The 22419-nt window shown below is 68.3% G+C and carries 24 protein-coding genes; 8 read left to right on the plus strand and 16 right to left on the minus strand.

What is annotated here, in order from left to right:
- Nucleotides 1–24 precede the first annotated feature (24 nt).
- Complete coding sequence (locus tag OHB24_RS00430; protein WP_327636884.1) at nucleotides 25–873, minus strand: SDR family oxidoreductase; 849 nt, start codon at nucleotides 871–873, stop codon at nucleotides 25–27.
- Nucleotides 874–951: 78 nt separating this feature from the next.
- Between OHB24_RS00430 and OHB24_RS00435 the strand changes: the two genes are divergently transcribed.
- The gene (locus OHB24_RS00435) at nucleotides 952–1713 is read left to right on the plus strand and encodes a TetR/AcrR family transcriptional regulator (protein ID WP_327636885.1); all 762 of its coding nucleotides are present in this window, start codon (nucleotides 952–954) and stop codon (nucleotides 1711–1713) included.
- Here OHB24_RS00435 and OHB24_RS00440 read toward each other — a convergent pair.
- From OHB24_RS00440 to OHB24_RS00465, 6 genes are all read right to left on the minus strand, one after another.
- Nucleotides 1674–2417 (minus strand): cobalt-precorrin-6A reductase, encoded by a 744-nt coding sequence (locus OHB24_RS00440; RefSeq protein WP_327636886.1) that lies wholly within the window; start codon nucleotides 2415–2417, stop codon nucleotides 1674–1676. The genes OHB24_RS00435 and OHB24_RS00440 overlap by 40 nt on opposite strands.
- Nucleotides 2414–3154 carry a precorrin-4 C(11)-methyltransferase gene (gene cobM / locus OHB24_RS00445; protein WP_327636887.1) on the minus strand — a complete coding sequence of 247 codons (741 nt, stop codon included), beginning with the start codon at nucleotides 3152–3154 and terminating at the stop codon, nucleotides 2414–2416. Before cobM ends, OHB24_RS00440 begins: the two co-directional genes overlap by 4 nt.
- The gene (cbiE, locus tag OHB24_RS00450; protein ID WP_327636888.1) at nucleotides 3151–4344 is read right to left on the minus strand and encodes a precorrin-6y C5,15-methyltransferase (decarboxylating) subunit CbiE; all 1194 of its coding nucleotides are present in this window, start codon (nucleotides 4342–4344) and stop codon (nucleotides 3151–3153) included. Before cbiE ends, cobM begins: the two co-directional genes overlap by 4 nt.
- Nucleotides 4337–4714 (minus strand): PPOX class F420-dependent oxidoreductase, encoded by a 378-nt coding sequence (locus OHB24_RS00455; protein ID WP_327636889.1) that lies wholly within the window; start codon nucleotides 4712–4714, stop codon nucleotides 4337–4339. The genes cbiE and OHB24_RS00455 overlap by 8 nt, the downstream gene beginning before the upstream one ends.
- A gap of 97 nt (nucleotides 4715–4811) precedes the next feature.
- On the minus strand, nucleotides 4812–6410 hold the full coding sequence (locus tag OHB24_RS00460; RefSeq protein WP_327636890.1) for an ABC transporter permease: 1599 nt from the start codon (nucleotides 6408–6410) through the stop codon (nucleotides 4812–4814).
- Complete coding sequence (locus tag OHB24_RS00465; protein WP_327636891.1) at nucleotides 6407–7321, minus strand: ABC transporter ATP-binding protein; 915 nt, start codon at nucleotides 7319–7321, stop codon at nucleotides 6407–6409. The genes OHB24_RS00460 and OHB24_RS00465 overlap by 4 nt, the downstream gene beginning before the upstream one ends.
- Before the next feature lie 97 nt (nucleotides 7322–7418).
- On the opposite strand from OHB24_RS00465, the gene OHB24_RS00470 reads away from it, so the two are divergent.
- Both OHB24_RS00470 and OHB24_RS00475 read left to right on the plus strand, forming a co-directional pair.
- The gene (locus OHB24_RS00470; RefSeq protein WP_327636892.1) at nucleotides 7419–7925 is read left to right on the plus strand and encodes a GbsR/MarR family transcriptional regulator; all 507 of its coding nucleotides are present in this window, start codon (nucleotides 7419–7421) and stop codon (nucleotides 7923–7925) included.
- Between the two features lie 75 nt (nucleotides 7926–8000).
- Nucleotides 8001–8954, plus strand: coding sequence for a type IV toxin-antitoxin system AbiEi family antitoxin domain-containing protein (locus tag OHB24_RS00475; protein ID WP_327636893.1), 954 nt, complete (start codon nucleotides 8001–8003; stop codon nucleotides 8952–8954).
- Nucleotides 8955–9022: 68 nt separating this feature from the next.
- On the opposite strand, the gene OHB24_RS00480 is transcribed toward OHB24_RS00475, so the two are convergent.
- Complete coding sequence (locus tag OHB24_RS00480; RefSeq protein WP_327636894.1) at nucleotides 9023–9682, minus strand: NBR1-Ig-like domain-containing protein; 660 nt, start codon at nucleotides 9680–9682, stop codon at nucleotides 9023–9025.
- A 196-nt stretch (nucleotides 9683–9878) separates the two neighbouring features.
- On the opposite strand from OHB24_RS00480, the gene OHB24_RS00485 reads away from it, so the two are divergent.
- Both OHB24_RS00485 and OHB24_RS00490 read left to right on the plus strand, forming a co-directional pair.
- The gene (locus OHB24_RS00485; protein ID WP_327636895.1) at nucleotides 9879–10349 is read left to right on the plus strand and encodes a CHAP domain-containing protein; all 471 of its coding nucleotides are present in this window, start codon (nucleotides 9879–9881) and stop codon (nucleotides 10347–10349) included.
- Between the two features lie 96 nt (nucleotides 10350–10445).
- Entirely contained in the window at nucleotides 10446–11141 is a 696-nt protein-coding gene (locus OHB24_RS00490; RefSeq protein ID WP_327636896.1) for a CHAP domain-containing protein, read from the plus strand.
- A gap of 39 nt (nucleotides 11142–11180) precedes the next feature.
- On the opposite strand, the gene OHB24_RS00495 is transcribed toward OHB24_RS00490, so the two are convergent.
- Nucleotides 11181–12017, minus strand: coding sequence for an alpha/beta fold hydrolase (locus OHB24_RS00495; protein ID WP_327641173.1), 837 nt, complete (start codon nucleotides 12015–12017; stop codon nucleotides 11181–11183).
- Nucleotides 11948–12997, minus strand: coding sequence for a LacI family DNA-binding transcriptional regulator (locus tag OHB24_RS00500; RefSeq protein WP_327636897.1), 1050 nt, complete (start codon nucleotides 12995–12997; stop codon nucleotides 11948–11950). The genes OHB24_RS00495 and OHB24_RS00500 overlap by 70 nt, the downstream gene beginning before the upstream one ends.
- Before the next feature lie 132 nt (nucleotides 12998–13129).
- Between OHB24_RS00500 and OHB24_RS00505 the strand changes: the two genes are divergently transcribed.
- Genes OHB24_RS00505 through OHB24_RS00515 form a run of 3 tightly spaced genes read left to right on the plus strand, consistent with a single transcriptional unit; the run spans nucleotide 13130 to nucleotide 16232 of the window.
- On the plus strand, nucleotides 13130–14032 hold the full coding sequence (locus tag OHB24_RS00505; RefSeq protein ID WP_327636898.1) for a carbohydrate ABC transporter permease: 903 nt from the start codon (nucleotides 13130–13132) through the stop codon (nucleotides 14030–14032).
- Nucleotides 14013–14921: a carbohydrate ABC transporter permease gene (locus tag OHB24_RS00510; protein ID WP_327636899.1), complete on the plus strand. Its 909-nt coding sequence runs from the start codon at nucleotides 14013–14015 to the stop codon at nucleotides 14919–14921. Before OHB24_RS00505 ends, OHB24_RS00510 begins: the two co-directional genes overlap by 20 nt.
- Before the next feature lie 12 nt (nucleotides 14922–14933).
- Nucleotides 14934–16232, plus strand: a complete 1299-nt coding sequence (locus OHB24_RS00515) for an ABC transporter substrate-binding protein (RefSeq protein ID WP_327636900.1) — start codon at nucleotides 14934–14936, stop codon at nucleotides 16230–16232.
- A gap of 156 nt (nucleotides 16233–16388) precedes the next feature.
- On the opposite strand, the gene egtD is transcribed toward OHB24_RS00515, so the two are convergent.
- The 6 genes from egtD to OHB24_RS00545 all read right to left on the minus strand — a co-directional run bounded on the left by egtD (nucleotide 16389) and on the right by OHB24_RS00545 (nucleotide 22271).
- On the minus strand, nucleotides 16389–17354 hold the full coding sequence (gene egtD, locus OHB24_RS00520; protein WP_327636901.1) for an L-histidine N(alpha)-methyltransferase: 966 nt from the start codon (nucleotides 17352–17354) through the stop codon (nucleotides 16389–16391).
- Nucleotides 17351–18094, minus strand: coding sequence for an ergothioneine biosynthesis protein EgtC (egtC, locus tag OHB24_RS00525; protein WP_327636902.1), 744 nt, complete (start codon nucleotides 18092–18094; stop codon nucleotides 17351–17353). The genes egtD and egtC overlap by 4 nt, the downstream gene beginning before the upstream one ends.
- The gene (gene egtB, locus OHB24_RS00530) at nucleotides 18094–19446 is read right to left on the minus strand and encodes an ergothioneine biosynthesis protein EgtB (protein WP_327636903.1); all 1353 of its coding nucleotides are present in this window, start codon (nucleotides 19444–19446) and stop codon (nucleotides 18094–18096) included. The genes egtC and egtB overlap by 1 nt, the downstream gene beginning before the upstream one ends.
- The gene (locus tag OHB24_RS00535) at nucleotides 19443–20672 is read right to left on the minus strand and encodes a glutamate-cysteine ligase family protein (protein WP_327636904.1); all 1230 of its coding nucleotides are present in this window, start codon (nucleotides 20670–20672) and stop codon (nucleotides 19443–19445) included. The genes egtB and OHB24_RS00535 overlap by 4 nt, the downstream gene beginning before the upstream one ends.
- 169 nt (nucleotides 20673–20841) lie before the next feature.
- Nucleotides 20842–21501, minus strand: coding sequence for a (2Fe-2S)-binding protein (locus OHB24_RS00540; RefSeq protein ID WP_327636905.1), 660 nt, complete (start codon nucleotides 21499–21501; stop codon nucleotides 20842–20844).
- The gene (locus OHB24_RS00545; RefSeq protein ID WP_327636906.1) at nucleotides 21498–22271 is read right to left on the minus strand and encodes an ABC transporter ATP-binding protein; all 774 of its coding nucleotides are present in this window, start codon (nucleotides 22269–22271) and stop codon (nucleotides 21498–21500) included. The genes OHB24_RS00540 and OHB24_RS00545 overlap by 4 nt, the downstream gene beginning before the upstream one ends.
- Between the last annotated feature and the right edge of the window lie 148 nt (nucleotides 22272–22419).

Genomic DNA, 22419 nt, shown 5'->3' on the forward strand with positions numbered 1-22419 from the left:
TATCGACCCGCCGACGGACAGCTGTCAGGTGGTGAGCTCGGCGGTGAGTACTTCGCGGAGCGTCGTGGTCGGGCGACCGAGCAGTGTGGGCAGTGTGGGGTCGACGACGGCGAACTCGCCGCGCCGCGCGGCGGCGAAGATGCCCAGTGTCAGCTCGACCAGGAACTCCGGCATTCCGCGCCCGAGCGCCGCCTGCTTCCACTCCTCGTCCGGCACCGCGACCCGGGTGATCTTCCGCCCGACGAGATCCGACGCGATCGCAGCGATGTCCGCGTAGTCGAACAGCTCCGGCCCGGTGAGCGCCGGCGTAATGCCGTCCAGACGGCCGGGGTCGGTCAGCGCGAGCACCGCCGCGTCGGCCAGATCCCGGTGCGCTGTCCAGGAGAACGGCCCGTCCTCCGGCAGGATCAGCTCTCCCGTCGCCAGCGCGGACCGCAGCAGGTAGACCGGCGTACTCGCGTAGAAACCGTTGCGCAGGGCCGTGAACGGTACGCCGGAATCGGCCAGATCCTGTTCCGTCGCGGCGTGGCCCCGGGTCGCGAGGAACAGGGAGTCCAGGTTCGCGGCTTGGTGGCTGGTGTAGAGGATGCGCCCGGCGCCGGCGGTCTTGGCGAGGTCGATCGCGACGTGGTGCGGCTCCGGGTCGGCCGGGCCGGAGACGATCAGCACCTGGGTGGCGCCTTCGAACGCGTACGCGAGCGAGTCCGGGTCGCCGAAGTCTCCACGTCGTACCCGAACACCGCGGGCAGCGAGGTCCGCGGCCTTCGCCGGGTTACGCACGCTGACACCGAGCTGATCGGTGGCGACACGGTCGGCGAGGCGGTCGACGACAGCACGGCCGAGGCGGCCGCTCGCTCCGGTGACGATGATCATGCATGACTCCTTGTTATCAGTGGATACAGATTGACGCTATCACTGTTAACACGGCGAGCCAACCGCTACCGTTGGCGCGTGGACGAGCTGCAAACCGACGAGACGCCGGCCGACGCGACTACGAGCGGTAGCGGTGGGCGGGACCGGATGCGGGCTCAGATCGTCGAGGTTGCGGCGGGGCTTCTTGCGAGTGGTGGGCGGGACGCTGTGTCGACGCGAGCGGTCGCGGCTGCGGCGGGTACGCAGGCGCCGACGATCTACCGGCTGTTCGGCGACAAGGACGGGCTGCTCGCGGCGGTGCTGGAGTACGGGTTCTCGACGTACCTCGCGGACAAGCCGCCCCTCGATTCGACGGCAGACCCGATCACGGACCTCCGCGCGGGATGGGACCTGCACATCGGGTTCGGGCTGGCGAACCCGGCGCTCTTCCTCCTGATGTACGCCGACACGCGGCCGGGCCGGCGCCCCGCCGCAGCCGAGGCCGGGCTGGCGATCCTGCGAACCCGGATCCGCAACATCGGAGCCGCCGGACGGCTGCGCGTCGACGAGGGCCTGGCCGCGGAACTGGTGCAGGCGGCCGGTTCAGGCGCCGTACTAGCACTGCTAGCCGTCCCCCAGGAGAGCCGCGATCCGCGGCTGGCGGACACGATGTTCGACGCCTTGATCGCAGCAATCGCAACAGACCCAGCACACCACGAGACCGCGGATGACAGGGCGCGGACGGGTGTGGGGGCGGTGACGGCTGCGAATGCGTTGCGAGCGCGGTTACCGGAGCTTGAGATGCTGACTGATGGCGAGCGTCACGTGCTTGGTGAGTGGCTCGCCCGCATCACCCATTGAACGACCTCCGCGACCGTCTCGACCACCGCAACTCCCGCAGGCAGGGGTGGGCGGCGGATCAGGATTACGGGGATTCCGAGTCGGCGGGCTGCGGTGAGTTTGGCGGCTGTGGCGGGGCCGCCGCTGTCCTTGGTGACCAGTACGTCGATGCCGTGGTCGCGGAGGATCGTCTCCTCGTCAACGAGGGTGAAGGGGCCGCGGGCAAGGATCAGCGTGCACCAGGTGGGACGGGGTTCGGGCGGGTCGACGCACCGAGCGAGCGTCCACAACCCGGTACCAGCGAAGGCATCCAGCCCCTGCCGGCCGATCGTGAGAAACGCCCGCTTCCCGAGCTCCGGCAACAACTCAGCAGCAGCGGACGCGGTCTCGACCCAATGCCAATCGTCGTCAGGCTCCGCGATCCACCCCAGCCGCCGCAGCACCAGCAGGGGCGTACCGATCTCGCGCGTCGCAGCAAACGCATTCGCAGTGATGTTCGCCGCGAACGGATGCGTCGCATCGATCACCGCATCAACCGAATGCTCCCGCAACCAACCCGCGAGCCCGCCCGCTCCACCGAACCCGCCGACCCGCACCTCACCAACCGGCACCCGCGCATCGGTTGTCCGCCCGGCAAGCGACGACACCACGTCGACCCCGGCGCCGGACAGCAGGCCCGCCAGCTCGCGAGCCTCCCCCGTCCCGCCGAGCAACAGAACCTTCATCGAGACCGATCGGCCGAGTAGAGATGACTGTCCCGAAAGGCCGTTGCCGACAGCACCTTTCCGACGATGATGACGGCGGTACGGCGAACGCCCGCAGACTTCACCTGCTCCGCGATATCAGCAAGCGTCCCGCGCAGCACGACTTCGTCGTCGCGGGAGGCACGCGCGACGACCGCGACCGGGCAGTCCGCGCCGTAGTTCGGGACGAGTTCCTCGACCACGCGATCGATCTGCTGCACGGCAAGATGCAGAACGATCGTCGCCTGACTCGCGCCGAGCGTCGTCAGGTCCTCGCCGGCCGGCATCGCGCTGGCGCTGCCGCCGATCCGGGTGAGGACGACGGTCTGCCCGACCTCCGGAACGGTCAGCTCGCGGCCGAGGGTGGCGGCGGCCGCGGCGTACGCCGGTACGCCGGGCGTCACGTCGTACGGGATCTCGAGGGTGTCGAGGCGGCGCATCTGTTCGGCCATTGCGCTGAAGACGGACGGGTCGCCGGAATGCAGGCGGGCGACGTCGAGGCCGGCGGTGTGCGCGGTGGCGAGTTCGGTGACGATCTCGTCGAGGGTCAGGTTCGCGGTGTCGACCTTGCGGGCGCCGGGCGGGCAGTGGTCGAGTAGTTCGACCGGTACGAGCGCACCGGCGTACAGACAGACAGGTGAAGAGGCGATCAGGTCGCGGCCGCGGACTGTGATCAGGTCTGCCGCACCGGGTCCGGCACCGATGAAGTGGACCGTCACTTCGTCACGCTCCAGATGGTTACCGGCATGGCGGGGCGCCAGCCGGTCATGGTGCCGATGGCGGAGGCGCGTTGTACGTCGAGGCGGACGAGGTCGCCGCCGACGGCCTTGTACCACTGGGCGATCAGGGACTCGGTCTCCAACGTGACGCCGTTGGCGACCAGGCGACCGCCCGGGCGGAGCGCGTTCCAGCAGACGTCGAACATGCCGGCCGCGGTCGCTCCCCCGCCGATGAAGATCGCGTCCGGCGATTCGAGACCGTCGAGCGCTGCCGGGGCTGCACCTTCTACGACCTCCACCGCCGCACCCAGCGCGGCCACGTTGCGTTCCAGCCGTTTCGCGCGGTCGGGGTCGCGTTCGACGGCGATCGCATGGCAGGACGGGTGATGCCGGGACCACTCGATCGCGATGCTCCCCGCGCCGCCGCCGATGTCCCAGAGCAGTTGCCCAGGCACGGGTGCGAGACGAGACAGGGTGACGGCGCGTACTTCGCGTTTGGTCAGCTGGCCGTCGTTCTCGTACGCGTCGTCGGGCAGGCCGGTTGCTGTTGAGAGGACGGGGGCGTCGAGTGGGCAGAGTACGGCGATGACGTTGAGCGGGTCGACGTCGTGGGACCAGTCGGTGGCGTTCGTCGTACGGACGCGTTCGGTTGGGCCGCCGAGTTGTTCGAGGACTGTGAACTCGCTGGAGCCGTAGCCGCGGGCGACCAGCAGGTCCGCGACCTCGGCCGGTGTCTGGGCGCCTCGGCTGAGGATCAGGACGCGGCGGCCAGGATGGAGGTGCGGGTGGAGTCGCTCGACCGGGTTGCTTACCAGGCTCACCACCTGCACCTGGTCCTGCGCCCAGCCGAGCCGCGCACACGCCAGGGAGACGCTCGACGGCTGCGGGATCACACGTACGGCGTCGGCGCCGAGCAAGCGGACCAGCGTCGTACCGATGCCGTGGAACGTCGGGTCACCACTCGCCAACACACAGATCCGCCGTCCCCGGTGCTCTTCCAGCAACTGCGGAAGCGCCTCCGACAACGGCGAGGGCCAGGCGACGCGCAACACATCAGCTTCAGGAATCAGAGCTAGTTGGCGCGGGCTGCCTAGGAGTAGCTCGGCTTGTTCGATGGCTGTGCGGGCTGCTGTTGAGAGGCCGGTCCAGCCGTCGGCGCCCAGGCCAACGACGGTGATGGGGTCAGGCATTGCCGAGGACCTTGGTCACGGTGATCTCGATGACTACGCGCTGCGGGTTGACCCGGGGCTCCTTGTAGCGCTTGGCGTACCGCCGCTCGGCCTCGTGTACCCGCGCAGGGTCGTCGCTGACCACAGCACGCCCCTCGATCGTGCTCCAGCGCCGGCCGTCCACCTGTGTCACCGCGACAGCCGCCTCTCCGAGCCGCCGGATCGCGCGGGCCTTGTACGACGTACCGGAGCAAATCACCCGCAGCAGGCCCGCCTCGACGTCCAAGGTCGCCCCGACCGGCGTCGCGTGCACCGTCCCGTCCGCTCGGACAGTACTCAGCACACACAGGTGCCGCTCGCTCCAGAACCCAACCAGCTGCTCACTGAACACCCAGCGATCGTAGACAGGCCCGCCCGGTGAGGTGCCGGGCGGGCCTGTGCAGCGCTGGACCCCTCAGACCAGCGCTGATCATGGGTGAGCCGAAACGTCAGCCGATGTCGCGGCGGCGGAAGGTGGCGAAGCCGGCGATTGTGAGCGCGGCGGCGATCGCGGTCAGCCACAGAACCGGTGCGACGGAGAAGTCACCGCCCGGCAGTCGCGGCGTGTGGCCGTACGGGCTGAGGTTGATCATCCACTGCGGCAGGTTGAAGATCTCGCCGAACTGACCGATCAGCAGGAACACGCCGTACAGCGCCCATCCCCCGGTCACCAGCTTGGGCGCGAACCCGAACAGGATGACGACCAGCGCGGTCACCAGCCAGATCGCGGGCAGCTGTACGGCGGCCGCGGCGAGCATCCGCGGTACCTGACGGCCCACGTTGCCGAGCGACGCACCACTCGAGATCCCGGAGCCCAGTCCGGCGACCAGGATCAGTACGCCGGTGCCGAGCAGCGCCATCAGCACGTGACTCGCCAGCCACTGCGCCCGCGAGACACCGGTCGCCAGCAACGGCTCGGCCCGCAGCGCGGTCTCCTCCGACCGCAGTCGCAACGCCGCCTGAATCCCGAACGCCGACGCCAGCAGGCCGACCATGCCCATCTCGGTCGCCAGGAACGCATCCGTGATGCCCTCCACGCCACCGAGCTTCTGCACCATCTCCTTCGCGCTGTCACTGGTGACGAACCCGTCGACGTTGCTGGCGATGTTGCCGACCAGCAGACCCAGCAGCAGGAACGAGAAACCCCAGGCGAGCAACGAGCCTCGGTGCAGCCGCCAGGCCAGTGCGAGCGGCGAGCGCAACGACTTGGCCGCCCGCGGCGGTCCGGGGCGCGGCCGCACCAGACCGGCCCCCAGGTCGCGCCGCCGGATCAGTGCGGTCGCTGCAGCGATCAGTACGGCGAGGAATGCGAGCGGCAGCAGCAGTGCGGCGAACCGGTCACCGGCGTACGCACGGACCTGCTGCGACCAGCCGATTGGTGACAGCCACGAGACCCACTGCGTGCTGCCGTCTGCGGACGAGTCGCCGATGGCGCGCAGTACGTACGCCACGCCCAGCACAACTGCTGTCAGTCCGTTGGCAGCACGCGCGCTCTCAGTGACCTGCGAGGTCACCGCAGCTACACCGGCGAATGACAGCCCGGCAGCCGCCCACAGCAACCCGAACGCGAACGACCCCTTCGTGTCCAAGCCACTGCCCATCAGCGACAGCGCAGTCAACAGCCCGAGCACGATCACAGTCGCCCCGGACACGATCAGTGCGGAGGCCAGAGCGGCGTACCGACCGAGTACGCCGGCACTCAGCAGCTCGAGCCGCCCGGACTCCTCTTCGCTGCGGGTGTGCCGTACGACGAGCATGCCGCCGAGCAACCCGACCAGTAGCGCGCCGAACGCCGTTAGCTTGAACAGCGAGACCTCCCCGAGCGAGGACTCGTCGAAAATCCGCCCGTACAGCGAAACCAGCGCAGGTGACGCGTTCGACGTTTGTGCCGCGTCGGCCAGCGCCTTGGGGTCCGTGTAGAGGTCCATCGTCGCCTTGGCCGAACCCGCGGCCGTCATCGCGAACACGACGATCCAGATCGGGAGCAGGACCCGGTCCCGGCGCAGCGCGAGCCGCACCAGCGTCCCGGTACCGACGAAGTCGCTCATCGCACGGCCGCCACAGGCTCAGCAGGTACGTCGTCCTCGTAGTGCCGCAGGAACAGCTCCTCGAGCGTCGGCGGCTGCGCCACCAGGCTCTTGATACCGCTCGCGGACAGCTGCCGCATCACGGCCTCGAGCTGGGCAGTGTCCACCTCGAGGCGGACCCGGTTGCCCTGGACGTCGAGATCGTGGATCCCCGGAAGCTGCGCCAGCCCGTTCGGCGACCCGGCCAGCTCGGCCTGGATCGACGTACGCGTGAGGTGGCGCAGGTCGGCCAGCGTGCCGGTCTCGACCACCTTGCCGCGTCGGATGATGCTGATCCGGTCACACAGGGCCTCGACCTCGGACAGGATGTGGCTCGACAGCAGCACCGTGCGGTCGCGCTGACGCTCCTCCTCGATGCACTGCCGGAACACCTCCTCCATCAGCGGGTCCAGACCGGACGTGGGCTCGTCCAGGATCAGCAGCTCGACGTCACTCGCGAGAGCGGCGACCAGCGCGACCTTCTGCCGGTTGCCCTTGGAGTACGTCCGGCCCTTCTTGGTCGGATCGAGGTCGAACCGGCGCAGCAGCTCGTCGCGCTTCTTCTCGTCCAGCCCGCCACGGAGCCGGCCGAGCAGGTCGATCACCTCGCCGCCGGTCAGGTTCGGCCACAGGTTCACGTCGCCCGGGACGTAGGCCAGCCGGCGGTGCAGCTTCGCGGCGTCGCCCCACGGGTCCCCGCCGAGCAGCGAGACATCACCGGCGTCACCGCGCAGCAGTCCGAGCAGGACGCGGATGGTGGTGGACTTCCCGGCGCCGTTCGGCCCGAGGAAGCCATGCACCTCTCCGGTCGCGACCTCAAGGTCGAGCCCGTCGAGGGCGTGCGTACTTCCGTACGACTTGTGCAGTCCAGAGACCACTATGGCTGAAGTCATGATTCATAACGTACACTTCATTCAGAAGTTTGTGAATCTTGCTAACACTTTTCTCACAGATCAGGGAATCGAGTGACCCAGAGGGGATGATGGGGCGGTGAGTGCACTTCGAGACGATGACGCCGTCCGGCGGTACACCGAGCAGTTCGGCAACCTGCTGGCCGAGACCGGCTGGCCGCGGATGGCCGCCCGGGTGTTCGCCGCGATCCTGTCCAGCGTGGACGGGCGGATGACGGCCGCCGAACTGTCCGACCAGCTGCAGGCGAGCCCCGCCGCGGTCTCCGGCGCGGTCAACTACCTGCTCCAACTGCGCCTGGCGACCCGCGAACGCGAGCCCGGCAGCCGCCGCGATGTGTACGTCGTGCAGGACGACGCCTGGTACCAGACGATGATGAGCGAGGACGCCTCACTGCTGCGCTGGTCCGAATCCCTCCGCAAGGTCCTCGACGCCGCCGGCGAAGGCACCGACGCCCACCACCGCATCCGCGTCTCCCTGGCCTTCATCGACTTCATCAGCGAAGAGGTCAAAGGCCTCACCGAACGCTGGGTCAAACGCAAAGCCGAACTCGACACCGAAATCGCCGCGGAGTACAACACCCCCTGATCCGCCGTACGCCGAGTTGTCCACAGGCACGAATCTGCAGGCACAGAAGGGCTGTGGCGACTGCATCTTGCCTGTATGAACCCGAAGTTGAGCGTGCTGGCGGACGCCCGTGGGGGCTGGTTCACCCGGGCGGACGCGATGGATTGCGGCTACAGCGACAGCGAGCTCCGGCGACGACTCCGGAGCGGACAGTGGGCGCGGCTGTCTCGTGACGTGTACGTCGAACCGGGCGGCTCGTCCACGGGCGAGGCTGCCTGGGATTGCGCCAAGCGCCTGCATCTCCTGAAGACCCGAGCCGTCCTCAACCGGTTAGGACCCGGTGCGGTGGTGAGTCATCAGTCCGCGGCGGTGCTGCACGGGCTACCCACCTGGGGCCTCGACCTGTCCAAGGTCCACGTCACCAAGGCCGGCGGTCGGACGCGGTCCGATTCCATTGCCGACGTACACCGGTCGCGCTTCGATCCCGGCGAGCTCACGGTCGTCGACGGTTTGCAGGTGGTCACGCCTGCTCGTGCCGTCGCCGAGACCGCGTGCGTCTCGTCGTACGAGGTCGGAGTCGTGCTCGGCGACGCGGCACTTCATGAGCGTCTGGTCAGTCCGGAGGCGCTGGTGGCGACAGCGGATCGGCACAGTGCGTGGCACGGTTCGCCGGCTGCGCGGGCGGCGGCGCGCTTCGCGAATGGGTTGAGCGAGTCCGTCGGTGAGTCGCGTCTCCGGGTCCTGTTGGCGAACCACGGGCTCCCGGAGCCGGAGTTGCAGGTCGAGATCCGGGATGCGTCCGGGCGGCTGATCGCGCGGGTCGACGTACTGCTCGAGCGGGTTTGCGTTGTGGAGTTCGATGGCGCGATGAAGTACGGGAACGCCGAGGATCTCGTGGCGGAGAAGTGGCGTGAGGACGACCTCCGGTCGCGCGGGTACCAGGTCGTGCGGGTTGGCTGGTCGGACCTGGATCACCCGCTCACCACAGCCAACCGCATTCGCCAGGGCTTGCCATCTGTCGGGGGTGCGCCGACGTGGCGGGGGCGTTGAACAGGTTATTTCCCCTCCACCCCCACCACTTCCTATGCCCTGGCCGCTGCGGCCGGGTGGAGGTGGGGCTACGGCTCGTAGATGGTGAAGATGGTGCAGTACAAGGGTGGGGACTCCAGGCCGGGGTAGTACAGGCGGCCGGCTTCGTCGGTGAGTTTGAAGTAGGCGGTGGAGGCGCCTACTTGGCAGGGGGCTTGGAGGGTCATCGAGACCGTGACGATGTCGCCGGGGGCGGCGTCGGGGACGGGGGCTCGGGGTGGGGAGCGGAGCCAGCCGGGGGTGCCGGCGGCGCCTTGGCGGGTCAGCCAGCGGTTGTGCCACGGGCGTTCGCCGCTGTTGCGGAGCTCCCAGGTCTTCTCGAACACCTGCTCCCGGCACACCCGCGTACCGTCCGGCACCGTCTCTCCCACCAGTTCGGCCCGGTCCTCGGGGTGGTGATCGATCGGCACGGAGCCGCCGAGCAGCACCGGTTGCACATGCCGGCGCATGTCCCGCTGTGACGTGTCCCGGCCGGCGCGTACGGCGGCGTCGAGCTCCATCAACTGGTTGACCAGAGCCTGGTTCGCTCCGAACGAGTCGTCGTACCACTCGATCAGCTCGCGGCTCGGCTTGGTGTGGCCGCGCTCGACCCGGGACAGGTGTCCCTTGTCCCAGCCGGACTCGGAGGCGGCGCGGGTCAAGGCCACCCCGGCGGCCTCGCGCAGCTCGCGCATGCGCGCTCCGATCACGTACCGAGCCTGGGCTGGGCGCACGGCGCACTCTCCGCTCTCGCCGTCACTTATCTACATAAAGTACCAAATCGCAGTGAATCAGCTCCGTTGCCCACTGCGACAATCCGATCACGCTCTGATTGTCTGCACAAAGGAAGTGAATCTCCAAGACAACAGGCTCGTCCATCGCAGTTCAGAGCGAAAGGGAACCACCATGAACCGTTCGTTCACACGACTGACCGCCACCGCCGCCCTCTTGGTCCTCGGAGGCACAGCTCTCCCCGCCACGGCCGCACCCGCCACCGCGCCGGCGCCGATCACCAGCACCGCGTTCGGGCCGCAGTCGCGGGCCGACGACGCGATCGCCTGGTTCGCCGCCCGCAACGGATCCACGGCGTACCAGGGCTACTGCGAAAAGGCCGTCGAGAACGCGTACGGCACCACCGGCATCTACGCGTCGGCCATCGCGAACTGGAACGACGCCGTACGCCGGGGCGCCGCGCACAAGGGTGACCTCAACCCGCCGAAGGGTGCGCTCGTGTTCTGGAACATCAGCGCCTACGGACACGTCGGCCTGGCCACCGGCGACGGCAACTTCTGGGCCACCAGCGTCAACGCCCGGATCGGCAAGGCGAAGCTGCCCTACTTCTCCAACTACCTCGGCTGGGCCCAGCCCAACTTCTGAAGGGCCGATGAGGCGCCGCCTCGCCTCGTTGCCCACTGCGACAACACCGTCACTTTTTGGTTCCCTGCGAATACAACTCCAGAAGGGAACACCACCATGCGTACCGCCCTCATGCGCATCACGTCCCGTCTCACCGCCATCGCCCTGCTCAGCGGGGCCGCCCTCGTAGGCACCGGAGTCCTCCCGGCCAGCGCCGCCACCGGAACCGTGGTCACCGACAGCGGAACCGGCGTCACCATCCGGTCCGGCAACGCGACCAGCTTCGGCTCGGTCGGCACCCAGCCGGACGGAGCGGTCACGATCGACTGCCAGATCTACGGCGAGCCGGTGACCGGAAAGTTCGGTCGCAGCCTGATCTGGGACCACATCCCCGGCAAGGGCTTCATCACCGACGCCTACGTCAACACCGGTAGCAGTGGTCTGGTCGCGCCGCTGTGCACGAGCAACCCGCGCGCCGACAAGGCCATCGCCTGGTACGCCGCCCGCAGCGGGTCGACCGCCTTTCAGGGGTACTGCGAGATGGCTGCCGAGAACTCGTACGGGAAGACCGGAATCTGGGCCTCCGCGAAGGCCGACTGGAACGACGCCGTGGCTCGTGGCGTCGCACATCGCGGTGACCTGAACCCGCCGAAGGGCGCCCTGGTGTTCTGGGACCTCGCAGCACCGTACGGCCACGTCGGAGTCGCCAAGGGAGACGGCACCTTCTGGGCCACCAGCGTCGGCGGCGCCATCGGCACCCGCGCACTGCCCTACTTCAACAGCTACCTCGGCTGGGCCTGGCCGAACTTCTGACCCGCCCCCAGACGAGCGCCCGGACGCGCGTCCCGCCCCTCACGCGTCCGGGTGCTCGATTCTTTCCAGCCAGTCGGCCACCAGCGCGCGGTACAGGCCCACTCGCTGCACCGGTAGGTCGTGGCCTTCCTGGTCCAAGACGGCGTACGTGGCTCGGGGGTAGTCGTCGAGGATCGGCCAGGTGTCGGCGAAGCCCGTCATGGTGTCTTGTCGGCCGGTCACGATCAGCGTCGGTCCTTCGAAGCGCGCGGCCGGGTCCTCGCGGAGCGCGTAGGTCGCGACGTCGCCTTGGATCCGGCCCAGGAACTCGAGGTCTGCCTGCGCTTCGGCCGGGTCGTAGTAGCGGCGCTGCTTGTCGGTCCAGGCTTCCTGGTACGCCGGGGTCTTGGTCAGATACTCCTCGGTCGGCAACGTCCGCTTGGCACGGTCGACGACGATTCCCGGCACGCGCAGCAGCAGGCCGAGGACGCGGGTCGGGTCGCGCTTCACGATGCCGCGGGCGTGCAACCCGCCGGCCGACGTACCGGCGAGAGCGAATAGCTCGTCCTCGACCAACTCGTTGATCAGTTCGGCGATCGCCGAGAGCATGCCGTCCTGGTCGGTGATCGACGGTACGGCGGGCGACTGCCCGGTGCCCGGCGGGTCGACGTAGATGCGGCGCCACCCCGGCCGTCCTTCGAACACCGGCTCGTGGACGTCGCGGCCTTCGCCGTTCGCGCCGCCCCAACCGGGCAGGAAGACGATCGGCCGTCCGGTGCCGAAGGATTCGTAGTGCACGCGGGCGACCCTACCCGCGTGCCCGGCCGTCAACGACTGCTTCTCTTCCCAGCAGAACCCGGCGGCCGCTCCCCCGACCCGCGCTCGATCAACGCGCACGGCAGCACGATCCGCTGCGGCGGACGGGTGTCCGCACCCGACGCGCGATCGAGCAGCAACCGCGCCGCACTGCGGCCGAGCTCGGCGATGTCGGAGGCAACGACCGTGACCGGCGTCGGCAGCATGTCGGCGAGCCGGAAGTCGTCGAACCCGACCACCGCCGGCTCCCGGCCGAGCTCACCAAGAGCACGCAGCACACCCTCGGTGAGGAAGTTCGTCGAGGAGAAGATCGCGGTCGGCGGATCGGGCCGCAGCATCACCTCGCGGGTCGCCTTCTCCGCGGCCTCCGCGTTGCCCTCGGGGAGCTGGATGACGAGCGACTCGTCGACCTCGATCCCCGCAGCCCGATGCGCGCGCCGGAACCCGCGCAGGCGGCGCCCGATCGTGTAGTACGACGGGGCGAGGATGATCGCGATCCGCTCGTGGCCCTGCTCCAGCAGGTGTTCGGCCGCGATCCGGCCGCCGCCCTCGTTGTCGACCATCACGATGTCCGCGTCGATCCCGGTCGCCGGGCGGTCGACGAACACGACCGGTACGCCGGCGCCCTGCAGGAACGCGTGATCGCCCTGGTCGGGCACGATCATCAGACCGGCCACCTGCCGGCTGACCAGCTCCTGGATGGCCCGCTTCTCACCCTCCGGGTCCTCGTCCACACTGCCCAGGACGACGGCGAAACCGGACTGCCCGGCGACTTCGAGCGACGCCTTCGCGATGCTCGCGTAGAACGGGTTGGTCAGGTCGCCGAGCACCAGCGCCAGACTCGTCGACTTCTTGCCCGGCCGCAGTGCCCGGGCCACCTCGTTGCGCTGGAACCCTAGCTCGTCGATCGCCGCCCGGACTCGCTGCGCGGTCTCGTCGCGGACGCCGTGGCCACCGTTCACCACACGCGACACCGTGCCGAGGCCGACACCGGCCCGCCGGGCGACGTCGATCATCGTCGGCCGGCTGACCTCTGGCTGGCTTGGAAACGTTTCGGACACGGGGTTGACTTCCTTTTCGCGACACGGCATCGTCACCCAACAGTAAAACGTTGGAAACGTTACCGTCCAGGAGGCCGGATGAATTCAGTCTCTCCAGGCGGATCAACCACCAAAAGGCGCGGCCGCGGTGGGATGAGCCGGAACGCCGGCTCCGACGTGAAGGCGGCGTACCTGTTCATCGCCCCCGCGGTGATCGGGTTCCTGGTCTTCGTGGGGTATCCGCTGATTCGATCGTTCTATCTCGCGCTGACGAAGTACAACGGGCTGACCGACCCGGTCTTCGTTGGCCTCGGCAACTTCCGGAGGCTGTTCACCACCGACCCGGCGTTCTGGCCGGCGTTGCGGGCGACCGGCTATCTGGTGTTGCTCTATGTCCCGTTGTCGCTGATCCTCGGCCTGGCGCTCGCGATGTTCTGCAACCAGCGCTTCGCCGGCGTCCGGATCGTCCGCACGCTGGCGTACCTGCCGGTGGTGCTGCCGGCCGTCGCGACGATCACGCTCTGGAAGTTCATCCTCGACCCACAGGTCGGGTTGCTGAACACGATCCTCGACCGGCTCGGCCTGCCGACCAGCCTGTGGTTGCAGGGCCCGGGTACGTCGATGCCGTCCGTGGTGATGGTGATGCTGTGGGGCGTCGGCGGGACGATGATCATCTTCCTCGCCGCGCTACAGTCCGTGCCGACCGAGCTGTACGAGGCCGCCCGCGTCGACGGCGCCGGCCCGTGGTCGGTGTTCTTCCGGATCACGATGCCGATGATCAGCCCGATCATGCTGCTGCAGGTGATCCTGCAGACCACCGCCGCGCTGCAGACCTTCAACCAGCCGAAGATCCTGACCAACGGCGGACCGGGGTTCAGCACCAAGGTGCTGATGCTCTCGATCTACGAGAACGGCTTCCCGACCCTGGGCCGGATCCCGCAACTGGGATACGCGTCCGCGCAGGTGTGGGTGCTGTTCGTGATCATCATCGCCGTGATCGCCCTGACCGCGAAGTTCTCCTCGCTCTGGACATACAGTGACAGCACTTCAGACTGAAGCCGCCTTGCCCGAGACGGCGCAGGCCGGACCCCCGGCGAAGAAGAAGCCGCGCGCGATCGGTACGACGGCGTGGTACGTCGTCGCGTTGTTCATCTGCGCGGTGATGGTCGTACCGCTGCTGTGGATGATCACGATCGGCCTGAAGAGCCGGACCGCGGTGTTCGACATCCCGCCGAAGTTGCTGCCGCACGAGTGGACGTGGAGCAACTTCATCAACGGGCCGAAGGCGATCCACTTCCCGAAGCTGCTGCTGAACTCGTTCGTCATCACCGGGCTGAGTGTCATCGGCGGCGTGATGACCGCGATGATGGCCGGCTACGCGCTGGCCCGGTTGCGGTTCCCGGGCCGCAAGACCTGGTTCTACCTGTTCGTCGGCAGCATGCTGCTGCCGGGCGTGGTCGGACTGATCCCGTTGTTCCAGATGTACAAGAGCATCGGCTGGTACGACACCTGGCTGCCGCTGATCGTCCCGGCGTTCCTCGGCGGGAACCCGTTGTTCATCTTCCTGGCCCGGCAGTACTTTCTCGCGATCCCCTATTCCATCGATGAAGCGGCGAAGATCGACGGCGCCGGGCACCTGCGGATCTTCGTCAGCGTGATGCTGCCGTTGACCCGGCCGGCCTGGCTGACGATGGCGATCCTCGCGTTCCAGGCCTCCTGGAACGACTACCTGAACCCACTGGTCTACCTGTACTCGTCCGGCAAGTGGCCGTTGTCGGTCGGTATGGCGTCGTTCATCTCCCCGTTCGCCGGGAAGACGCCGGACTGGAGCTACTACATGGCCACCAACCTGCTTTACATGCTGCCGCCGCTGATCATCTTCTTCGCCGCGCAGCGCTACTTCATCCAGGGCCTCGGCGCTCTCGGCAGCACGACCCAGAAATAGAGGAGAATCCTTGTGAAGAGGACATTGAGTGTGACCGCGTTGGCGTGCGCGGGGTTGCTGACGGCAACGGCCTGCAGCGGCGAGTCGGACAGCGGGTCGAGCGACGGGCCGGTCACCGTCAAGGTGATGACCTGGGAGTCGGCCGAGACCAACGCCGCGATCAAGAAGGCGCTGGCGGACTTCAAGGACGACAACGTCAAGGTCGAACTGCTCGACACCCCGAGCGGTCAGTACGGCGACAAGCTCGCGTCGCTGACCCAGGCGAAGCAGCTGCCGGACCTGTTCTGGTGCGGTAACGACACCGAGCAGCAGTACACGTCGCAGGGCCTGCTGGTCGACTGGGCCGACAAGCTCCAGAACGGTGACGGCGACTTCAAGGCCGACAAGTTCGTGCCGTCCGCGATCGAGAACTGGAAGACCGCCGACGGCCAGATGGGCGGTCTGCCGTCACTGATGAACACGTACGGCGTCTGGTACAACGCCGACGCGTTCACCGCGGCCGGTCTGCCGCTGCCGAAGGCCGGCTGGACGTGGGACGACATGTACACCGCGGCCGCGAAGCTCGCGAACAAGAACGGGGCGAAGTACGGCCTGGTCGCCGACCAGCTGACCGGTCCGGACGGGCCGTTCACGATGAGCATGTACTCCGTGTCGGCCGGTGGCGCGCCGTTCACCGACAACGTGAACCACCCGACGAAGGCCGAGGCCGACGACAAGTACAAGGAAGGCGTCGAGAAGCTGACCGCCGCGATCAAGAACGGGTCGGTCGCGCCGCCCGGGTACGACGCGGCGAACGTGCAGTCGCTGTTCGCGGCCGGCAAGGTGCCGATGACGTTCGGCGGGCAGTGGCTGGCGGCCGGGTTCCAGACCGACAAGCCGAAGGTCAAGTACGGGTTCGCGCCGTTCCCGCAGGTGCAGACGCCGACCACGCTGTACGACTCGGTCGGGATCTGCACGCCGCAGTACACCAAGAACCAGGACGCGACGTACAAGGTGCTCGAGTACATCAACACCAAGGTGTGGGACGCCGTACTGCCGGCCTCCCCGGTCGCGCCGCCGGCGTACACACCCGCGCAGCCGAGCTACTTCGACGCCCTCACCAAGGCGCAGCAGCAGACCGTCGTCGACACGGTCAACGCTGACCTGTCCGCGGAGAAGACGGTCGGCGTCCGCTTCACCACCCAGTGGGCCTCACAGGTCGGCGATCTCACGACCGCCAACTACCAGCCCATCCTGAGCGGCAAGAAGCCGATCACCGACCTCCCCTCCTACGTAGACAAAATCAACAACCTGATCAAGCAGGGCAGCTAACCCCATTTGCCTGGCTGACCCACGAGGTCAGGGGTTCCCCACCCGGATTCAGGGTGGGGAACCCCTCATTTGCTGGGTCTGCCAGGGAAATCGCTGGGTCTGCCAGGGAAATGGGGGGCGGCGGGAAGGCGCCGGGAGGGGGCGGTCGGTGCTTGGCTAGACGGCTTGCCAGAGTGACAGGGCGAAGCGGGCTTCGTTGTCGGTCCACCAGGCGGCCGGGGTGAAGCCCGCTTTGTCGAGTTCGGCTTCGACTCCGGAGCGGTGGAACTTGGCGGAGATCTCGGTGCTGATCTCCTCGCCCTCGTCGAACGTGACCTCCAAGTGGATCTCCGGGATCAGCACCCGCATCGCGCGGGTGGCGCGTAGGTGCATCTCGATCCACTCGTTGTCCGCGTCCCAGAGCGCGACATGCTCGAACGCATCCACATCGAAGTCCGCGCCAAGCTGCCGATTGATCACCCGGAGCACGTTCTTGTTGAACTCGGCGGTGACGCCGGCCGAGTCGTCGTACGCCGCGACCAACGTGGCGGGGTCCTTCACCAGGTCGGTGCCGAGCAACAACCACTCACCCGGCTCGAGGACCTCGCGCACAGAACGGTAGAACGCCTCGCGCTCGGCCGGGATCAGGTTGCCGATCGTGCCGCCGAGGAACGCGACAACCCGCGGCGGATCACCCGGAAGCTTGTCGAGATGCGCAGTGAAGTCGCCGACCACACCATGTACGTCGAGACTCGGGTAGTCGGCGTTGATGGCGTCGGCCGCATCCCGCAACGCAGACTCCGACACGTCGAGCGGGACGAACGACGTGAGCGTGCCGTGAGTCCGGAGCCCGTCGAGCAGCAAGCGGGTCTTCTCCGACGACCCGGACCCGAGCTCGACCAGCGTGTGCGCGTTGGTGATCGCCGCGATCTCACCGGCCCGCGCGTGCAGGATCTCCCGCTCGGCCCGCGTCGGGTAGTACTCCGGCAGCCGCGTGATCTCCTCGAACAGCTCACTCCCCCGCGCGTCGTAGAACCACTTCGGCGGCAACCACTTGGGCGTCGCCGCCAACCCCGCCCGAACATCCTCCCGCAATGCCCGAGCCGCATAGTCCGGCGTCAGATGTACGTCGATGAGGGTCACTCTCGTCCTTCCATCGGGGTGATCTGCAAGGTGGTGGCGGTGGCCACGAGCAGCGAACGATCGGGTACTTCGTCCCAGTCAGCGGATCCGAACGGTTCCGAGCTGACGGTCACCGAGTCGGCGGTCTGCCGGACCCGGAGCGAATGTGTCCAGGAGGTGGCGACGATTTGCTCCCCGTCCGTCAGCAGCAGGTTCAATCGCGATCCGGGCGCGACCGACTCCACTTCCCGGACGACGGAGGCGACCGCGTCGGCGGGTGTGATCCCGTCGCGCAGGCGGTTGGAGACGAGCGCGAACAGCAGCGCGGAGTCGACCGGTGCGTCGAGTTTCAGCAGCTCGGCGACCGGCAACTGCTCAGCCAGTTTCACCGTCGACTCCGGCCAGCCCGGGAGCCGTCCGTTGTGACTGAACATCCAGTTCCCGACCTTGAACGGCGACACCGAGGATTCGGTATGGGGCATGCCGTCGGTCCCGTTCCGGACGGCGGCGATCACGGCGCCGGATCGGATCGAGCCGGCCAGCTCGGGCAGGTTGTCGTCGGTCCAGATCGGCACGTTGCGCCGGTACCGGACCGACTGGCCGTCGACGTACCAGCCGAGGCCGAAGCCGTCGGCGTTGACCGAGCCGCCGCCGCGCATGTCGCGCGGCGACCAGCTCTGCTCGAACAGCGAGTGGGAGGGCTCCTGGACGAGGGACGCCAGCGTGACCGCCGGTCCCAGGTAGGCGAGGTGGCGGCACATCAGGCGTGCGACTCCTCAGCGTGCAGTTCCTCGGGGCGAGCGTCACGGGCGCAGCGGAAGCCGGCGAAGATCTGGCGGCGGATCGGGTAGTCCCAGTTCCGGAAGGTGCCGCGGGCAACGACCTCGTCGGTGCCGAACGAGCCGCCGCGGAGCACCTTGTAGTCGGGCCCGAAGAAGACCAGCGAGTACTCGTCGTACGGCCACGCGCGGAACCCCGGGTACGGGCGGAAGTCGCTCGACGTCCACTCCCACAGGTCCCCGATCAGCTGCTCCACGCCCAGTGGCGAGGCACCCGCCGGATACGCCCCGACCGGCGCCGGCCGGAGGTGCCGCTGGCCGAGGTTCGCGTGCTGCGGACCCGGCGACTCGTCACCCCACGGGAACCGCCGCGTCCGGCCGCTCGACGGGTCGTACCGTGCCGCGAACTCCCACTCCTCCTCGGTCGGCAGCCGCTTGCCGGCCCACTTCGCGTACGCCTCCGCCTCGTAGAAGCAGACGTGCATCACCGGCTCGTCCAGAGGCAGCAGCTCCCGGTGCGCGAACCGCAGCCGCCACCACTCGCCGTCGACCTGCGACCAGAACCGCGGCGCGACCAGCGAAGCCTTCTGGACATGCGCCCACCCGGCCTCGGACCACCACTGCGGATCCTGATACCCACCGCCGAGCACGAACCGCAGGTAGTCCCCGTTGGTCACCGGCACGGTGTCGATCACGTACGGCTTCACGTGGACGCCGTGCGCGGGCCTCTCGTTGTCCAGCGCCCACGGCTCGATCGACGTACCCATCTCGAACACGCCCCCCGGCACGAACACCTCGGCCGACGGCAGCCGCCGCCCCGCGGGAGGCGGCGGCGCGTCGAGCACCGGCGCACCCTCCCGCAGCTGGTGCGTCGCCAGCATCGTCTCGCCGTGCTGCTGCTCGTGCTGCGTGATCATGCCGAACGCGAACGCGTTGTCCACCAGCTCACGCCCGGCGTCGAACTTCACGTGGTCCAACACGTCCAGCACCTTGTCCCGTACCTCGGTCACATAGCTCCGCGTTTCCACCGGACCGAGCAGCGGCAGGGACGGACGGTCCGCGCGTGCGTGCTGGAACGCGTCGTACAGCTCGTCGATGTCCTGGCGCAGCGGCTCGCGGCCGCCGACGTCGCGCACCAGCCAGAGCTCCTCCTGGTTGCCGATGTGCGCGTAGTCCCAGACCAGCGGCGACATCAGTTTGGAGTGCTGCTTGACCAGGTCGTCGGTGTCGACCGCATCGGTCAGCTGGACCGTCCGCGCCCTGGACCGCTCGAGCTGCTCACCGACGAAGGACCGCAGGCCCTCGGGCGACAGATCGGACAGTTGGTGATTCATGAAGCTCGCCTTCCGTGGGTGTTGTCGACGACGCGCTGCAGCCGGGTTGCGACGGCAGCGATGAGTTCTGGATCCACACCGGTCCGGTCCATCACCTCGGTACCCAGAGCGACCACGTCGCGTGCGGCACGCAGTACCAAGGCGTCGTTCAGCCCCTCGCGAGCCGCCGGGAACCAGCGGCCGGCAGCAGGCTCGGCCGCGGCCAGCACCTGGTCGATCGGAGCGGACATCAGTGCGGTGAGCAGCAGGGTCGGGGCGATCCACCCGTCCCCCGGCTGCGCGTCGAGGTAACGCACCTCGAGATACCCGCGCGGCCGGACCGGCGGGAACAGCGTGGACAGGTGGTAGTCGAGATCGTCGTACGTCGGTCTGTTGCCGGGCAGCTGTCCGTCCGCCCAGGCACCGAACGTCAGCCCGGTAGGTGCGTCCCAGGTGTCGCCGCGCCGCATGCAGAGAACCGGCGCCTCCATCGCCGTCCGGGCCCACGCAGCGGCCGGATCAGCCATGTCGGCGTCGAGCGGTGGCGGCTCGGTGAACGGGGCGCAGGTGCCGAAGGTCGCCTGTGTGCGGGCCGAGGCCCAACCGGTGTCGGCCCCGGCGCGGCGGCGGGAGTTGGCGAACAGGCCGACCAGAGCCGGCCCGAGGTCGTGCAGTGCGCGCCAGCGGAGGGCGGTCTGGTCCGCTTCGCCTGCGTCGAGGCAGATCTGCAGGCCGGCCGTGCTGCACATCATCCGCGGCCCGTGCGGTCCGAGGCGCTGGAAGGCGTGTTCCAACGCGGCGTACCGCGGGACGGTGAGGATGCGGCGCGGTGTGCGGAAGGGGTCGAGGCCGTAGGCGCCCGGGACCAGGTCCGCATCCTGCAGGAGTGCCGTCAGCTCGGCCGCGTCGGCGGCGGTGTCGTCGATCAGCTGCGGGATCGAGTCCGACGCTGGGCCGGAGATCTCTACCTGGCCACCCGGCTCCACCGTGACCAGTGCGCCCCGGCTCAGCGGCAGCTGCGGACTGCCTCTCACCAGGGTCGCAGGGGCGTGCACGCCCAGGGCCTTGCTCAGTAGTCCGGCGTCGAGCGGCCGGTGCGGATCATCCGCATGATGCACGGTCCACTCGAGCTCGACGCCGTACAGCCGAGGTGGACCGTGCTTGAAACAGACCATCGCGACGTAGCCCTCCGCGTCGGCCCGGGAGCCGATCGGAGTCGTCGCCGGAGAACCACCGGACGAGGTCACGTCAGCGAACCTAGCTCCGGGCCAAGGGCTGGACAACCGACCGGAAATTACCTGCCGGTGACGTCTGGGGTGTGTGTCGACTCATGCGGAGCATGCTTCCCGAGGCCACCGACAATTTCCGGCCGGATCCGGACGAAGTCAATCCTGGTTCAGCTCTGAGCGAAATCAGTCAACGGAAACGCGGACAGGTGGTGCACGCAGCCACGTTCGGCAGCACGTAGAAGTAGCAGCACGACGTGCGCAACTTCTCCTCCAGCGACACCCCGAACGCCGCTGCGGCGCGGTCGGCGTACGGCGCATCCTCCGACAGCCGGATCGCCGCCCGCACCTCGTCGTCCACCGCCCCGAACCGCTGCAGCGACCCCAGCTTCACACCGGGCTGGTAGCCCTCCAGAAACGCCTCGGTGTGGTCCTTAAGCTGTACGGCGGCCGTGGCCAGCGGTACGACCTCGTCCGACAGCAGCGCCACCTCAGCCGGGTAGTGCGCGACCGGATGCCGCTTGAACGCTAACGACGACGGGGACACGTCTGGAGACATGCCGGTGACCGCACTGGTCACACCTGCCACCAGCGACGGCACCTGGACGTACCACATCAGCGTGAACATGGCCGCGACCTGCACCGGCGGCTCGATCGAGTAGTCCCGCGCGTAGTCAGCTGCGGCGGCGGCGCGCCACGAGTACGTCGGGTCACCGCCTGCCTGCTGCTCCGCGATCAGGTCCGCACACGAGACCCAGTCCGGTCCAGGCACCGCATCCGCCGTACGCACGGACATCCAGCTGACCGAGTCAGCCAGGATCTCCGCCAGACGGCTCACGGTGTAGCTCATCCAGCCAGCCTACGATCCGGTACGACGACCGGTGCGCCACCGACCTCCACCACGGTGGCCTTCAGCCCGAACACCTCGTCCAGCAACGCCGCTGTCAGTACGTCGACCGGACGGCCTTGCGCGGCGATCTGCCCGTCCCCCATCACGACCAGGTGGTCGGCGTACTGCGCTGCCAGCGTCAGGTCATGCAGCACCGCCACGACGGTCCGCCCTGACGTCGCGGCCGCGTGGACCACGTTCATCACGTCCACCGCGTGTGCGAGGTCCAGGTACGTCGTCGGCTCGTCCAGCAGCAGGTGCTGTGTCCCCTGCGCCAGCACCATCGCGATCCACACCCGCTGCCGCTGGCCACCGGACAGCTGGTCGACGGGCCTGTCCCTGAGCTCTGTCAGCTCTACTGCCTGTAGCGCCTCGTTGATCGCGGCGTCGTCCTCCCCTGTCAGCCGCCCGAACAGACCGCGATGCGGATGCCGTCCCCGCGACACGAGCTCGGCAGCCGTGATCCCCTCCGGCGTCACTGGCCCTTGAGGCAGGACACCGAGCTTGCGGGCCAGTTCACGCGCCGGTAGCTGGTGAACGTCCTTGCCGTCGAGCAGCACCCGCCCACTCTTCGGAGCGAGCAGTCTGCTCATCCCACGCAGCAGTGTGGACTTGCCGGACCCGTTCGGCCCGACAACCGCAGTCAGCCGCCCGGACGGCACCTCCAGCGTCAGTCCGTCGACCACCGGCACATCAGCGTCGTACGCGAGGGTCAGGTTCTCGACGTGCACTAGTGGCCTCCATGCGAGCGCAGTGCGTTGGCTCCGGTGTTCAGGTGGGTGGATCGCAAGGCGGAGGAAGCGCTCGATGCGGGGTTCATCGTGCGCTTCCGACAACGCGGCGAGGCGCCCGCCTGGGCGCCGGAGACGACGTGCTGAG

The organism is Kribbella sp. NBC_00482 (genome assembly GCF_036013725.1).
Taxonomy (GTDB): domain Bacteria; phylum Actinomycetota; class Actinomycetes; order Propionibacteriales; family Kribbellaceae; genus Kribbella.